Raw genomic sequence first — 16,541 nt, 5'->3', positions numbered from 1 at the left:
GTCCCCTGCGGATACTGAAGAGTCACTGCCAACTAACACCGTATCTTCACCGCTTCCAGTTTGGATTGTATTACCTTCAGTGCTTTCTACAAAGTCTGCACCATCACCTGTAAATAAGGTTTGGTTTGGTTCCACTGTAATGCTATCGCTGTTACTAGAGCCAAAGTTAAGTTGTTCTGCTGGGGGTTGACCTAAGCCTGGAGCGAGATTGAGAGGAGTCTCCAATTTCAGGAGAATAATTTCATTGTTGTCGATGACTGGATTTTGGGGATCGTTTCCTGGACGACCTGTAGAAAAGGGATAGTTGTTATCATTGGCGACTAAAATGGTGTTTTTGTCAACAACTAAAACATTTTCAATTGTGACAAAGGGGAAGTCGAAGGTGGTTTTACCATCGCCATTGAGGTCGTTGGGGTCTTGGATATTTAATAAATTTGCAACTTCTTGTTTTTCTACGTAGCCATCAGCATCTGTTTTAGACAAATCAATTTTGTAGATTTTCTTAAATTGAGCAGCAGCGCCTTGACCATTATCCCGCTCAATTACCAGATACTCGTTGTCGTTGATGACTGCTAAATCCCCGATGGCATATCCAGGATTTTCCAGTTTATAGTAAAGTTTCTTACCAGTATACTCTTTGCTAGCAATATCAAATTCGTTGATTCGCAAAGCACCAGGAGTATCGCCTTGGACTGTACCCTCTAGCAGCAGATAAAGTTTGGTTTTGCTGGCGTTGATTGCTCCCCCTTCAAAACCTTTGGAACCACCCAAGTTGGGAAAAGCATCTCCTGAGATTGCATCTGGGTTTTGTGGCGATCGCACTAAGTTATTCTCAGGATTACTCAAGAAATCACGGACTTTATCCCCTGTGTCTGGAAAGTCTGTGAACAGTGCGTCTACACCTAATTGAAAGAATTGCTGAAATTCTAATTCTGGATTACCTTTGTAGTCTGCTGCCAGATACAAATCTTCGTTACGGAAGGTATAAGGATGCACCTGCAAACCTGCATTGTGAGCATCTGCAACTAAAGTGGTGGGAGGTAACACACTTCTGTCAGATTCATCCACTACCCCATCGTTGTTGATGTCATCTGCCAAACCATCGTTATTGGCATCAGTTCCTCTAACACTGACAATCATCCGTTTCCAAGGGCCAATACCATCAGCATAGGTGGCGATTTCAGCTAAACCCTGTGTAGTTCGTAAATCACCATAAGTGCGGGAATCATTGTTAACTTGGAAGTCATAAGGCTGAGTTTCAATGAGAGTACCATCTAAAGCAATGCCAGCTGCGTCTAGGAGTTGAACCAGTGGAATATCTACACCAGCATTCGGCATAATGCGATCGTGTAGATCCTTGAGATTGCCAACTTCAAAGGACTGAATGAAAATGCGACTGGGATCGGTGAAATTCTCAGCTTTGAGGGTGTCGATGAGAATTTCACTGATGTTTCTGTTAATTTTCTCTGTAGTACCTACATAGGTGGCTTCCTGAGCAAAATAAGTGGGATGCTTGGTTTCAGGATAGATGCCAATTTTTTTACCAGTCTCGGCTTCCACTTGTTTCACCAAGTCAATGACTTCCGCCAGAGTGGGAATTTCAAATTCACCGTTAAAAGATTGGTCGCGGAAAGGTAAACGCTGTATGGCTTTTAAACTCTTGATTTCTTCTAGAGTAAAATCTTCAGCAAACCAACCAGTGATTTCAGTTCCATCGAGGCTGACTGTTTTTTTGCGATCGGCAAACTGTGGATACTTGGTAATATCATAAACATCTGTGGTGGTATTGCTGAAATTCACAGTACCATCAGCGTTTAAAATTGCCAAAGCAGGCTCATGGCGAGCAATTAACACGCCATCTTTTGTCACAACTAAATCAGGCTCGATAAAATCAGCGCCGTCCTCAATTGCTTGTTTATAAGCCTCTAAAGTATGTTCTGGAAGCTTTCCACTAGCACCTCTATGACCGATAACAAATGGTGCTTCGCCATCTAAGGTTTTAAAAAAATCAGGTGTAGCAATGGGAGCTTCTAATAAATTACCAGCAGCATCAAAATGTAGCAGGTAAGGGCCGAATTCCTCTCCCACCCAAATAGTGCCATCTTTATCAAATACAAATGATTCTACGTCAAAGTCAGCACCAGTTAATAATCTCTCAGAAGTTCCTTCATTAACTATGGAAAAAGGAATTTTATTGTGAGGATCGGCAAGTTGAATGTAATCTAAAACCTTGACAGTGCCATCACCATTTTCTCTGCCCTTAAAACTGGGGTCTAAACGATGGATACGTAACAAAAAATCTTCACTATTATCTTTGCTACCGTAACCATTATCTGAGAGAAAATAGAGAGAGTTATTATTAGCAAATTGTACACCGCTAAATCCTTGTATTGGCTGTCCTGGGAAAGGGCCGGTTCTACCATTGCCGGAAATTTCCTCACCAGAAGCAGGCCCTTCACCATAGGTATCAGCTGGTAAAGAGGCAAAACCTACTAATTCAATTGCCATAATGAGAATGTTTTTGGAGTGTTTGATTTAAGAGCGATCGCAACAATGATGAAATGTTGAGTGTTCACTGATGACTGATGACTGTCAACAGCTAACATTGATGTTTTTCACAACTCAATAGCATTGCTATAGCCTTAAAGATATTTTCATTGAAAGATTAAGAAAAGAATAAATGAAGCGGAAGAAACGATTAAAATAAAGTTATTATTAAATAATAATATTTATCAAATTTTATCAACAAACACTGCGAAAAATATATTTAAAGCTAGTAGTCCATCGTATTAATTGTACTCAGTAAATTAACTTTTTAACTTCTTTTCTTATCCCTCTTTCTTTGCGTACTTTGCGTACTTTGCGGTTCGTTAAAACCCTCAAAACTAGTGGTCTATCGTATTAATTTTGAGAGTAAAAAAACGTAGACGCGTAGCGGCTTGCCGCAGGCTACCACAAAGGACGCAAAGAGCGCAAAGGAAGAAAAATTAAGAATGAGTTTACCCCTCGTAACTAATGCGATGAACCACTAGCGCCCAATAAATTTATGATCCCCGACTTCTTTAAGAAGTCGGGGATCTATTATTGTTCAGGAATTTCCATTAGGATTATGCCAGGTGAAGCAATTAGCTAACTATACTAGTTGAGAAAACAAAATCATTGGCACTGAGACTAGTTGCAGTAATTCCAACCAACAAAGCCAACTCTGTATTTCCAGTTTTCACCAAAGTGTCACTACCCTGTTGCAACAGCGTTAAGGCACTAAATTGAGTCACCCCAATACCGCCAAGCCCAATTTTATCAATGCCTGCTGTAAAATCACTGACGATGTTCTTAGCAGTTGGCAAACTGCTACTAGCAATCCAAAATTGGTCAATACCAGTGCCACCACTGAGTTTATTACCACCTGCAATACCAGCAAACAGCACATCATCGCCATCGCCACCAAACAAAAAGTCATCGACATTTGACAACAAGATGTCATCACCAGAACCACCATACAAACGGTTTTTGCTACCTCCACTGCTGAGGGTGTCGTTACCATCTCCACCGAATAAATATTGGCGAGAACCTTCAATTACTGTGAGAATATCATCGCCTGCGGCTCCGAATAAATTATTACTACCATCGGCTTCCACCACAGTAATTACATCGTCACCATCGCCACCATCAACATTAGTACTTTTAGCCGCACCATTTTGACCAATAAATATCTGGTCGTCACCTTTTTGACCGGATACACAAGAGTCACTACCTACCAGTACAATGTCGTCACCCCTTCCGGCTCGAATTGTATTACCTGTAGCACCTTCTACAAAGTCTGCACCATCACCAGCAAAAAATGTTTGTCCTGGCTTGAGTGTCACATCATCGCTGTTGCTAGAACCAAAACCATCAGGGAAAGTAGGCTCTACAGTTGTTAAGTTATTAGGTAGTTCCAGAATGCCCAATCTTTCAGCAGGAGTATTTCCTGTAACGTTGAAGTCGTTATCATTGAGCAAAGCTAGGGTGTTGGGTGCTACCAGCGCCAAACCTTCTAATTTTTCCACCCCGGTGTAACCCAATTGAGCAGCGTTAGCAATTAAACTCTTAGTCACAGGGGTAATATTGGCAGCAGCTAGTTCCGCAGAGGTCAATTGCTCAATGGTTTTCCCGGCTGGTAAAGTAAAATTCCCTGGGTTATTGATGTTGGTTGCCCCGGCTAAATCAATTTGGTAAATTAATTTATTGCCAGCAGATGTACCATTGTCATCACGCTCGACTACTGCAAATTTACCGTTACCCAAGGAAACTGCATCGCCAATTTTATCGGTTGCTGGCAGACCTTCTAGGCGATATAAATACTCTGCTGTTACTTGCTTAGTGACAATATCAAACTCTAGAATTCGCAGATTGAGAGAAGCTTTAGAAGTCCCATCATTAGCAACATCAGGATTATCAATTGGACTTTGAATAAAGGCGTATAATTTATTGCCTTCCAATGCCACAGCTTCAAATCCCCGGTTATTGCGGCGCTGGGCATAAACCGCAGGCAATACTTCAATGCCAAAGGTTCCGGCTGGTTGGTCTGGGTCGGATGCGGTGGCGGTTCCTTGAGGAATAAAGCGCTCAATCAGTTTACCATTGCTATTAAAGTGGTAAATGGCGGGGCGATATTCATCCACCAACCAATAGTCACCATTTTTGGCAACTACAATTCCTTCCAAATCTGCACCCAAAGGATCGTTAGCTAAAACATTGTTGTCTAAGTCAACGGCAATTTCATCTGTGTAAGCTAAACCGTTTCCTACAGCTTGCAAATTGGGTAGTCCTGTTAATGGCGTTGTTCCATCTTGCCGAAATAGCTTGGTTCTGTTGGTAATGGTAATTTCACCAGTGGTGCGGTTAAGTTCAAAGCTAATTATTTCCGGCTGGAAATCTGGTAATAAAAATGGTCTATTAACGCCATCAGGTTCTCCATTGGGGCCTCGGTCTGTGTTGGTGACAAACTTCAGGTTGCCATTTGCTGCAATTCCTTGAAAATACAACCCAGAAAAACCACCCAAGAAAATATCTTGATTTTCAGAGGTTGTACCTAACTTGGGTAAATTTTCAAAGTCATAAATAGTCAGCTTTGGTTGGGCGACGGGATTACGGGGATCGTAGCTGGTGGTGTCGATATTTAAAGGATTGGGCAAAGCGTTAGCAATATTTTGCCAAGGTACGAATTTGAAGTTAGAACTGATATTTTCTTCTTCACCTTCATCGCTAACTATTTTACCTGGTTCATTGGAACCATCTTGAGTCACAAATAAACCAAATGGGAAGTTAGGCCCCAGTGGCACGTTAATCACATCTGCACCGTCTGACTCTTGGACGCTATCAATTGGCCCGTTGTTACCAACAGCAAAGTTACAGATAAAATCGTTGTTACCTTCACGGGTATAGGCAACAAAGGTGTTGTCACCTTGGCTGGATGCCAGTAAGTAGCCTGTGCCATTTTTACCGTAGTAAATGGTCAATCCTTCGACATCATTGGTGAGGTAATTACCGCCCAAGTCTTTAACTTTATCAATTAACTTGCCAGTGCTGCCACCATTTGGTTCTGCTTGGTACTTCCAAATACCGACATCTTCCTGCCCGATGTAGAGAAAGCCTGTTTCTTGGTCTACCACCATGCCCTCAGTTTGAGGTTCGCGATCGCCAATTGTTGGTACAGTAAATTCTCGTAGTTGTTGGATACCAATTTTACCATTACCTTTATCAATCAGTTTATACTGAGCCACATCTCCGGTTTCCCGGCGATTCACAAAGACATAGTAATCATTGGTGATGGGACTGCGGTACAACGCCAACCCGTAAGCACTGCGAGAAGATGAAGAATAAGGTTCTGCAAAGGGTAGCCCTTGGAAGAGAGTGCCAATGCTGCTATCGGTAATGTCTTCTAAGTATTGTCCGGGGGTGTTGGGGTTAATTTTGAAGATTGCTAGTTTATCATTTTGGCGATCGCTAGCTACGGCAATATCAATGGATTGATTGCCTAATTTAAAACCGTATTGCAAATCAATGTTGTTGTAGCGAATCCCACCAGGATTAACTGTTTGCAACAAATTACCAGACAAATCATAAACCCGCAGTCCGGCATTTTTCACGGAAGTCAATACTAAACTATCGGCGGAATTGCTAGCATTCACATAAATGGCAGGGTCATCAGCATCGCCACGTTCATCAACTGGGAGCGTTTCATCATCCAACAAATCGGGGGTAGTTTCCACCGTAGGCGCAGCAGTGGGAACTAAATCTGCACCCAAGGTGAGGATTTGGGTAAATTGGGTGCTACCAAAGTTGTTGTCACTCACCAACACAATGGACTGACGACCATCGGCTAATTTGGGCCCCAAGGCCAGACCTTCTATATTATCCAATCCCGTAATTGGGTGATTGGCATCAGTAGGAAGATTCAAATCGCTTAAATTCAACAGCAGGCGTTTTTGACTGGGTTTAATCGCTGCTAGTTGCTCGACACTCAAATCATTGAGAGAATTGTAAAAACTAATATCTGTTGCACCTTGCAAAGAAACTTCGTAAATTTTGATGGTGTTGCCTACACCTTGTGCAAAGGAACGTTCCAACGCCAGTAAAGTGCCACGATTATCAATTGCTAATAAATCCACCAAACCATTGTCAGCGGAACCTGTGCCGGGGTTTGGTGGTTCCGGGATTGCTTCGGTGATATAAAGGTATTCTTTTTCTGGTTGTCCGGTAACTAAATTGTATTGCACAATCCGCGAACGGCTACCACTGGTGAGTGAAGCCCTCAAACCATCTTGGGATAAGGCGTTTTCAGTGGCGGTGAACAGAGTTTTTTGGTCTGGTGTGATGGTGAGGCTTTCAAATGCCAGATTATTGTAAACCCCTGACGTTTGGGTATCACCTGCATCTACAACACCATTATTGTTGGTGTCTGCAACCACTGGCAAAAATTTAGTGGGCACGGGTAGCGATCGCAATTCTTGACCTGTAGCCAAAGAAAACTCTTTAATAAAGGGATTAGTAACACGACTTGCACCCAAATCCGGTCGAACTTCCCCTTCTGAAGAAATGAAAACAGTGCCGTTATTGGTTAAAGCAATACCTTCTGGGTCGAGGCTGTTGGTTGCAAAAAAGTTGCCGTTGCTATCTTTTAAAGGAGTGACATTAGTGAAAGTCACCCCATTATCAGTGGTGAAAGTGTAGAAACGAGCCAAACCATTGCTATCAGACCTAGCATCAGAGATGGCATAGTAGACATTGTTAACAGCGTCGTAGCTGACACCAGATAATCCCCCCACTGGAGTCGCTGTACCATTCACACTTCCCGCCGCACCATCAGGAATAAAGCCAGTGACGAAGGTACTTTGTGTCACAAATTCCGCGCCGGGAATGGTTTTACCTGGTTCGCTTGCCCCGGTTTCCACCTCTGCAAACACCAAGCGATGGTCGGAACTAGGAAAGGGAAAAGTACCCACTGGGGAAAATGTCGGGTCAGTATTCAGCGGCCAAAATACTCCAGAATTGGCAATTGTCAAGTCAGCAGAGGGCAGTACATAATCAGACCGCAGGTTTCCAGGAGTAGTATCGCTAAAATCTGCCGTGTCAAAAGCCGGATTACTTTGATGATTGGCATTGACACCACCTTGTAAAGCTGCTTGTTGGGGGCCGCCAAGACTGCTAGGGATGACATTAGTATTAATACCGGGATTTTGCAATAATTGGCGGATGGCAAAGTCAACACTATCACCATCTAATGGGTCAGCATTTTGGTCGCCCATAATCACAAAACTTGACCCAGTAGCAATACCGCCTGTTTTACCTGCATCATCATAGATGTAATTGCCTTTACCAGCAGTAATATAATCTGCCCAAAAGCGAATTTCATCATGATTGCGTTTACCGTTGCGGTCTTCTGGCCCATCAAACACCGGTGGTGTGGGGTGGCTGGCGAGGACATGAATTGTCTTGCCGTTGACTTGGATTGGTATATCCCAGTGGCTTTTAGAAGAAAGACGTAGAATTGCCAGTTCCTCAGGAGAATACCAATCATTTGCCTCTGGAGTCGCAGCATCATCAGGAAGCAAGGCATCAGGCATATCCTTCCACAGGAACTTTTGGAAAGTGCGGATATTAGCAGTATCGATGGGATATTTCGACAACAGCAACATTCCAAATTGCCCAGGAAAGTTACCAAATCCCAAGGCATCATCGCCATATCCCGCTTCCCCTGGGGTGGTAACGATTTTACCGTCGTTGTTCAAATCAAACCCAGAAGCAATACCCGTATTAGAAGGAGCAATGTAAAAGTAGGGGTAATCAACAGGAGTTGCACCATTTTGACTCACCGCTAAATAATTTTGCACAAATAATTCAACTGCTTCCACAGAGTAATCAAACTCGTTAATTAGCAGCACATCTGGGTTATTGCGCTGAATGATTTCTGCCACCGCCTTTGCCTGAGCATTATCAGGAGTAGAAAGATCCGTTACTAACTGACCTCCAGCATTGCGATTCAAGGAAGCATTGAATTGAGAAAAGCGAATTGTGTTTGTCATAAAAATGGGGGGTGGGGAGTTAGGAGTTAGGAGTTAGGAGTGAGGAGTTAGGAGTTAGGAGTTTCTCTCCTTTGCTCCTTTGCGTCTCTGCGCCTCTGCGTGAGCTTTAAACGAAAACAAAACGGTTATCTGTTGCCAAATTTGTATTTTGGTTTAAACCGGTTTCCACAACAGCAATCAATTCTGTACCATTGTTGGTGAAAATACCGACGGCGGATTGAATGATAGATACAGATGATGCTGAACCTAAGGAATAATTATTAGCAATTCCTTTAAGTTCAATGCGATCGCTTGTCTGTAAGTTGAGAATCTCTGCGTAGTCGCTTTTACCGGAATTAGCATAGAAAACAGAGGTGGGGTCGCCTAAAACGTAAGTATCTGCACCTTGGTCGCCGTTGAGCAGGTCGATTTCGTCGCTACCTCCTCCCCAACCAATGAGGCGATCGTTGCCATCACCACCAAAAACTATATCTTTGCCAAGTCCGCCTAAAATTGTGTCATTACCGCCATCACCAAGGAGTACGTCTGTACCTCCTTTGCCATCCAGGTAATCGTTGCCTGCTCCACCGTTGATTAATTCACTGCCGTTGGTGCCGATAATGCGATCGCTGCCTCCTTGAGCATTAACTATGTACCGATCTAAACCAGTAAGTTCTTCCACAAAGATGATGTCGTTCCCAGATGTGGCTTTGTTGTTAGCCACAGTCAGTTCAAAGGTATCGCTGGCTGTCAGTCCTTTCTTATCGGTGGCGGTGACTGTAACTGCAAAAATGCCAGTTTTGGACACAGCGCCGGAGATGACTCCAGTGTTAGCAGCGATACTAGCCCCACTTGGTAAACCACTGGCGCTGTAACTCAGGGTGTCCCCTGCATCGATATCAGTGAATTTGTTACTGACATTGAAAGAAAAAACTTTGTTTGTAGAAATGATTTGGTCGTCAATGGCTTGCACCACTGTGGGTGCTTCATTAATGTCCTTGACTTGGATACTCAACACCTTTTCCACAGAAAGCCCACCATTATCGGTACTGCGTAACCGAATGCTGTAGGCAGATTTGGTTTCAAAGTCTGGGGAAGCTTTGATTTGTAAGCTGTTGCCATCTATTGTGAAGGCGGCGTTATCAGTATCGCCAGTTCCCGTAACCAAGCTGTATGTAAAAGTGTTACCTGTGTCAGGGTCGATGGTGGTAAATGTACTGATGGTTGTGTTTGCTGGAACATTCTCATTGACGTTGGTAGCACTCAATATTATGTCAGTGGGGGCATTGTTTCCAGATATGTTAAACCTAGCCACACTGGGGTCGTGGTCGCTATCTTGCTCGGCAAATTCTGAGTTGATGTGGACTACATCATAGGCATCTAGTTTACCCAACAAGTTGTTACTAACTAAGATGTGGTCAAGGGTTTGGGCGTTGCCTTCAAAGTTGTAGGTGTAACGCTCGTTTTGAGGCAGAGTTTCAATTAAAGAAGTCAGCCCAGCGCTTTCTAGGATGCTGACAGGATTGGAAAACTCAAAGTCATTCAAGTCACCAGCCACCACTACATTGGCATTAGGATTAATGGCTAAAATGCTTTCAACAAAGTTTTTCACCAACGTGGCTTGTTGTTGGCGCTGCACTTCGCTAGTCAGCGTTGGTGGTTGATTCGGGCCGTATAGAGGTTGGTCGCCACCTTTGGAATTAAAGTGATTACCAATTACATACACGGTTTCGCCGTTGAAAATAAATTCACCAACTAAGGGTTTGCGACTGCTATTGAAAGCCGAGTTGGTGGGGTCAATCAAACCGGGACTATTAGAAATTACCGGAACACCAGAGTTATTGGTGACTGTGGTGCTGGAGGTAGAAGTACCACCGGGACGATCTATAAAGCTGACGCGGTTGGGATTAAATAAGAAGCCGACGCGGATATTTCCCCCAGGTTCGCCGCCATTGGTATCGTCCACTGGGTTAATTTGACGATATTCGTAGGTGGGGCCGCCAGCTGCGGCTATAGTATCAATTAATTTTTGGAAGGTAACGCTGGCATCAACTACGCTATCGTTGGTCGGGCCGTTATTGTCCTGAATTTCTTCTAGAGAAATGATGTCAGGGGATTTCAAATTATTGACAATACTGTTGGCAAGGTTGTTAAACTTGCTTGCACTATCGTTTGGGTCAAGATTTTCGACGTTGAAGGTAGCAATTGTCAGTTGGTTGGTGGTGGCAGTTAAATTAGTGACTTCTTTGGTTAGGGTGTTGGAGGTAACACTCACCGAAGTTGGCAGAACTTCGTAGTTACTGAAGTTATAATCAACCACACCTGTAATTGTGCCGAAAGTCGCACCAACATTAACTTGTGGTGAGCTACCAGAAGTGAACAATGTGTCATCTATTTGGATGCGTTCGGGATTAAAATCATTGGCACTAATGCCTATACCACCGCGTGCTGTACGTCCGGTGGCGTTAGCGCCGTTGTCTGCCAGTACCCAAATCTCCCCAAAAGAATTTGTCGGGCTAACTGCCACAGGATTATTTACCTGTACCAGCATTCCTTCTAAGCTTTCGTAGAAATCGATCCCATCTTGGGCAGGGTCAAATAATGTGGCAGGATTTTCTACATTTCCACCCACAGCATCGTTATTAATTACTTGAGTGGGAATAGTCCGGCCGCCGTTGCCAAGAATAGTCGCACTGGGCAAAGCATTGCCACTGGAGAGTTTGACAACGGTAGGGCTAGTAATTTCTGTAGTCGTCAGGTTATTTGCATTACCACCAGGACGAAATTCGGTGACTGTGCCGGTAACTAATACAGAATCCCCCACAGCTACCGTTGGTGCTGATGAGGTGAAGACAAAAATGGCTTCAGAGGTGCGATCGTCGTTATCTGGATTGGGGTCTTGCAAGTAAAAACCGTTACTTGTTCTGACTGTGACGATTCCCGCTACATTGTTAACGATTTGACCTGCCAAGGGTGAGATATGCCCTACTCCCTGAATTTCGCTAATCTTAATGGATGGGGCTACTTCATTATCTGTCACCGTAATATCTGCATTAGCATTAGTAAAACCTGTAGCTGAAGCAGTTATGGTCACTGTCTGGGAGCCATCAACTATTACATCGTCTACGGCATCAATGGCAAAGGTGACAGTGGAACTATTGCCTGTGAAGGTGACAGTTGTGGGTACTGTTGCCTCAGTTGTATCGTTACTGCTCAAATTGACAACTAAATTTGATGTGGAGGTGTCTGAGCGTGTCAAAGTGGCTGTAGCAGCATTAGCCCCAGCATTTTCGGCAAATGAGCTAGGAGTAATACTGAAAGTTAAAGTTGGTAATGGTGGAATAGAGCGTAGATTATTGATATAAGTTGTATTGGCTCCACCATTGGCCAAACCAGGTGTAGTTGAAGCAAAGGCAATTCCTGTCGTCCAGTTGGTAGTGTTTGTTGCACCTGCCAAGTCAGAGTTTAATGCATAGCCTGTGTTGTTGGTGCTAGTGCCAAAATTGACATTTGCGGCGCTTGTGAATGCTCCTGTTGCAGTGCCAATATCTACAGCAAATCCATCTGGGGAAATCGTAGCACCGCTATTTGTAGTATCTACCCAAACAACATCATCACCAGCAATATCTCCAGTATTGCCACTGTTGGCGTTAGGTAGGAACGAACCACCAGCATTGAGAGCTATATTCCAGTCACCAGTTGATGGATTATATGATGTATCCTGGCTGATAGCTGTAGTTCCACCAACTGTAATGATAGTTCCTGCTTTAAAGGTGGAGGCTATAGAACTAACATTTGTAAATTTATAAGCAGAAAACTTAGAGGCTTTGCTACTTGTGGAGTCTCCCACAAAGAAAGACTCAAGCTGTGTAGCAGTCAAATCTTCAGTAAGCAAAAGCTCGATGAATTCGTCAGTTGTGGTCAGGGTTCCACCACGATAAAATTCATTGATAAGGATTTTGGACATAACAACCTCTTGCTTTAAGAATAAAGAATTCAGGAGTCAGAATTCAGGAGTCAGGAGTCAGAATTCAGGAGTCAGGAGTCAGAATTCAGAATTCAATTCTGTGCAACTGGCAAATAGCGGAGCGTAAAGCCTGCGACATGGCAACTCTTAGAGACGCTACGCGAACAATCAGTGGGGGATTTAGACCCGCCACTGATTGCATTCTGAATTCTGAATTCTGAGTTCTGTTTTAACTGCAAAGATGCACTTCGCAATTAAAGCCAGAGCAATACCAAATACAGCTGCTAAACCGCCATTCTTGGCAATTAACAGAAGTTATTTGTACAATTTTTTCAGCATTTAACTATTCAGCCACCTTAAACTATCTGAATGAAGTTAAGAAACAGCTAGCAAAAGGTTAAAATAACAGATAGTTGAATTAATAAAAAAATAGGCAATAAATGAGAACCAACAGAGTTAAAAGTCTCTTGGTATCAGGATTTGATGGTGAATTGATGTTCTCAGCTATGCCGTAACTACGATAAATTACAGCCAAAAACACAAATATTTCAGAATTTTTACCCGAAAAATTCTGAAATATTTGTAAACCACAATTTTTTGAAAAAAATCAAAATAAATATAAATTTTTATAATGTAGAGACGTTGCAATGCAACGTCTCTGTGTATGGCGTTTTGCCCAATTAACGGAAATTACCAGGATTGAGGCGAACAGAGTTTGGTTGAGACTGGCGACGAATTCCAACTCCATTGCGGAGGTTTCTGGCAGTACCACCATCTCTGATATCAAGGAATGGCTTGAGATTAATCCCTCCTCTGTATGAACTAACTCGATTATTGCCACTGCCTAGAAGTGTGCGTCCTAAATTATATATGCTGCCTGATGAGCGATCGCCATAGGTGTTAACGGCTATGGTTTGCTGTCCGCTATCAGCAGTGGTCAAGTTTTGGAAAATGCTGTTACGGATAACAACGGGATCTTTCCCACGGGGTACTGTCAACACAATTCTACAGGTAGGGTTAGCTTCTGTGGTGACGCAGACAATGTTTTCATTATTTTGTACAGATGTCTGGAGTTCTTGTAAACCATCTGGGCGATACTGTTCCAAGCGGTTAGCAATTGCTACACAACGTTTTTCAGCATCCCAACCGCCGCCCAAAGTTGCAGGTGCAGCCCAAGGAAAGTATTGTCCTGGTTGACTTTGTGGCTGATACATGACAGTGTATTGACCATTGTAAGTCTGACAACTAAAGCGAGTTGTACTGTCAGAGGTAGGTGATGTTGGTATGCCTGTTGATGTGTCGATTGGTACTGGTGCTGATGTGCCACCTGATGGTACTGTTGGCACTACTACTCCATCTTCAGTGGGATAAGGATCGTATTGCGCCATTGCTGCGGAATTACCCAGACACAAACATAAGCCGATACTCCCCAAAGATATTAATTGCAGCAGTTTTGATGACATAGCCATCCTCCAGTATAAATAGATAGGAAATTGATAGTTTAACAACAAAGAATTCACAGAGAAGTTTGAGCGGAGGCTTCCTTTGATGGAAACTTAAAAGAGTCAGTCCTTAGAATTCAGTTAGGAATTCTGTATGACACTTCGACAGGCTCAGTGCATCGCTGGGGGATGAATAATCGGTGAAATCAAGCATTACTGAATTCTGACTTCTGACTTCTGACTTCTGACTTCTTTAGTTAAATGACGAATAATTCTATTTTTTGATTCATGAAAAACCTATTTTTTTTCTTCTCTGGCTTTTTTCTCTTGGAGTAACTTGTTCACCCGTGCTTGAATTTCTCGATGATGTCCGACTCCTTCGTAAGCGTAACGATTGTAACTACTACGGGTAATCAGGTTTTCTAAATTATTAACTCGTTCCCCGCCGCCGGGATGGGAGGACAACCAACTAGGAGGTGCATTTTTTTGCTGTTTATCTAATGTCACCATTAAATTACGCAAGCCGTCAGCAGCGTAACCACTGGCTACAATTAAGCGCGTGCCAAGGGTATCTGCTTGACGTTCCATGTCGCGACTGTAACTGAGGGCAAAGAGTTGACCGATGGTTCCACCTAAGGGAAGATATTGGGTAACGTTAGAAATTAAGTTGCCTTGGGTGATTAATTGAAAACCGTGAGATAAAACAACATGAGATAATTCATGGCCAATTAATCCAGCTAATTCTGCTTCGGAATTAGTCTTGGCGATCGCTCCGGCATTAATAAAGATTTTACCCCCTGGTAATGCAAAAGCATTGAGGCTTGCTTCTGGAATTACAAAAAATTCGTATTTAAATTCTTCACGCCCAGTTACTTTAGCTAATTTCTGTCCGATTTCGTTGACGTATGCCAAAACACTTTCGTCTGTAATGGCATTCAATTGTTTTTTTGCTTCTTGGGCTACGGAATCCCCTATTGCTCTTTCACCTTGTAGCAGAATAATGGTAGAATCAACTGCCGAAAATGGCCCAAGCAAACTGCCAGTCAAAGCGTAACCCAAGGCTCCTGTAATAATATTACCGATGACGTTGCCTCGAATTTCTGCTCGGATATGTTTTTTGTAACGTTCGAGATTTTCTTGTGCTAAGTTTGTAAATTCAGCCGCTTGGGGGTCTTCGGGGTTGAGAATGGCAAACTGACGCGCCGCTAAGGAAGCTTCCATCCATTTTTTTTCACCAGCCAAGGCGTTGACTCTCGCTTTCACTAATTCTGCTTGGTCTGGATAAAGAGAAGATGCTCGTTCTAATATATCTAAGGCTTCTTTGGGGCGATCGTATTGTTTCAAAATTTGAGCATATCGGATATGACCAGGGATAAATTCTGGATATTGCTCGACTAATAATTGCAGAGGTACTAAAGTTTTTGTTTCTAACTTACTTGTTATCCCCGCCTCTGATTCTCGCCAGTATACCTTACCTCCTGGTGATAGTTGCGTGGGATCGAGTATAGCTGGTTTACGTTCTTGGGGTATGCTTGTTTTGCTAAAAGGTTCTTTGACTTCGCGGTAAATTTTTTCTGCTTGGGGAATTTGTCCGGCGAGATAAAGTCTATCGGCTTCAATAAATTTTAGCTGACGGGTAATTTCTTGAGGACTAAGTGTCGGTTCCTGTGGAGGTTCTGGCTTTTTTGGTTCGGAAACTTCCGGCGAGGCTTGTTTTGTTGATGAAGGTTGTATCGCTTCGGGTAATTTTTGATCTTTAGTCGTTTCAACTGTAGTAGACGCAGCAGGTTCTTGTGCTGGAACTGGTGCTGTTGGCTGCATCAAGATAATTAAAATTGATGTCCCAATCGACAGTAATATCCAGTTACAAGCTAGCAGTAGAGACTTCCAGGTTCGTTTCATGCCAGGTACGACCTATGCAAAAAGCTGTTTTTTCAATGTTACGAGGAATTGGGTATTACGTATATGGAACGATAGCTGCTATTTCAATACGGTTCGGATAATCACTATGAACTGGGAAAAGGTTAAGGGGTAAGGGGTAAAAGATGTATTTGAAACATGAGTCCCTTTCCCCTTTCCCCTTTCCCCTTTAACCGAACTGTATTGGCTGCTATTTTATAACACAAAAAACCCCGGCTAAATTAGCCGAGGTCAAGTCGAGAAGTGAGAATGACGATGAGATATGGCGATACCGAAATCTAAAAATTCTTAGCTAACGCTGAGACTAACCAAAATTAGAGTAGTGACGATTAACATTGCAAAAACACCTTGAATCAAGTATTTGCGTTGTTCCCAAATCGCAGGGTACTCAGCGTAATACATCTTGGGTTCATTTGCATAGTTATTGAGAACGCCGTCTTCATTTACTGTGGTATACATAATTTTTTCTCTTGGTTGTTTATTAACTTATGTAAATAAATTTAACAACTTTGTTACAAAACGTCAACTAGGCTTGACAACAAAAGAGTGATAGATGTAATAAACTCTGCTTATCGGTGATGCCTATGGCGGGCGATCGCGGATTTTGGCGAAACGGTTCTCCTATCAATACGGTTCGGTTAAAGGGGAAAGGGGAAAGGGGAAGGG

At 43.0% G+C, this 16,541-nt stretch carries 6 protein-coding genes; all 6 read right to left on the bottom strand.

The genetic code is table 11. The features are described 5' to 3' along the window. Positions 1 to 2,511: esterase-like activity of phytase family protein (locus tag GNE10_RS19545; RefSeq protein ID WP_185566591.1), on the bottom strand; the 2,511-nt coding region annotated here is incomplete at its 3' end. Positions 2,512 to 3,125: 614 nt separating this feature from the next. Beyond that, on the bottom strand, positions 3,126 to 8,567 hold the full coding sequence (locus GNE10_RS19540; RefSeq protein WP_185566590.1) for a phytase: 5,442 nt from the start codon (positions 8,565 to 8,567) through the stop codon (positions 3,126 to 3,128). A 106-nt stretch (positions 8,568 to 8,673) separates the two neighbouring features. Further along, positions 8,674 to 12,513: a putative Ig domain-containing protein gene (locus GNE10_RS19535; RefSeq protein WP_185566589.1), complete on the bottom strand. Its 3,840-nt coding sequence runs from the start codon at positions 12,511 to 12,513 to the stop codon at positions 8,674 to 8,676. A gap of 680 nt (positions 12,514 to 13,193) precedes the next feature. Beyond that, positions 13,194 to 13,976: a COP23 domain-containing protein gene (locus GNE10_RS19530; RefSeq protein WP_185566588.1), complete on the bottom strand. Its 783-nt coding sequence runs from the start codon at positions 13,974 to 13,976 to the stop codon at positions 13,194 to 13,196. A 276-nt stretch (positions 13,977 to 14,252) separates the two neighbouring features. Further along, positions 14,253 to 15,857: a M48 family metalloprotease gene (locus GNE10_RS19525; protein WP_185566587.1), complete on the bottom strand. Its 1,605-nt coding sequence runs from the start codon at positions 15,855 to 15,857 to the stop codon at positions 14,253 to 14,255. A 306-nt stretch (positions 15,858 to 16,163) separates the two neighbouring features. Beyond that, positions 16,164 to 16,334 carry a photosystem II assembly protein Psb34 gene (gene psb34 / locus GNE10_RS19520; protein ID WP_185566586.1) on the bottom strand — a complete coding sequence of 57 codons (171 nt, stop codon included), beginning with the start codon at positions 16,332 to 16,334 and terminating at the stop codon, positions 16,164 to 16,166. Between the last annotated feature and the right edge of the window lie 207 nt (positions 16,335 to 16,541).

The organism is Nostoc sp. 2RC, assembly GCF_014222165.1.
Classification (GTDB): domain Bacteria; phylum Cyanobacteriota; class Cyanobacteriia; order Cyanobacteriales; family Nostocaceae; genus Nostoc; species Nostoc linckia.
This window is presented reverse-complemented; position numbering and strand designations above follow the sequence as displayed.

Bases quoted from the DNA above. Each gene is read 5' to 3' on its own strand.
- psb34 (WP_185566586.1), bottom strand. From the start codon at position 16,334: ATGTATACCACAGTAAATGAAGACGGCGTTCTCAATAACTATGCAAAT.
- GNE10_RS19525 (WP_185566587.1), bottom strand. From the start codon at position 15,857: ATGAAACGAACCTGGAAGTCTCTACTGCTAGCTTGTAACTGGATATTA.
- GNE10_RS19535 (WP_185566589.1), bottom strand. From the start codon at position 12,513: ATGTCCAAAATCCTTATCAATGAATTTTATCGTGGTGGAACCCTGACC.
- GNE10_RS19540 (WP_185566590.1), bottom strand. From the start codon at position 8,567: ATGACAAACACAATTCGCTTTTCTCAATTCAATGCTTCCTTGAATCGC.
- GNE10_RS19530 (WP_185566588.1), bottom strand. From the start codon at position 13,976: ATGTCATCAAAACTGCTGCAATTAATATCTTTGGGGAGTATCGGCTTA.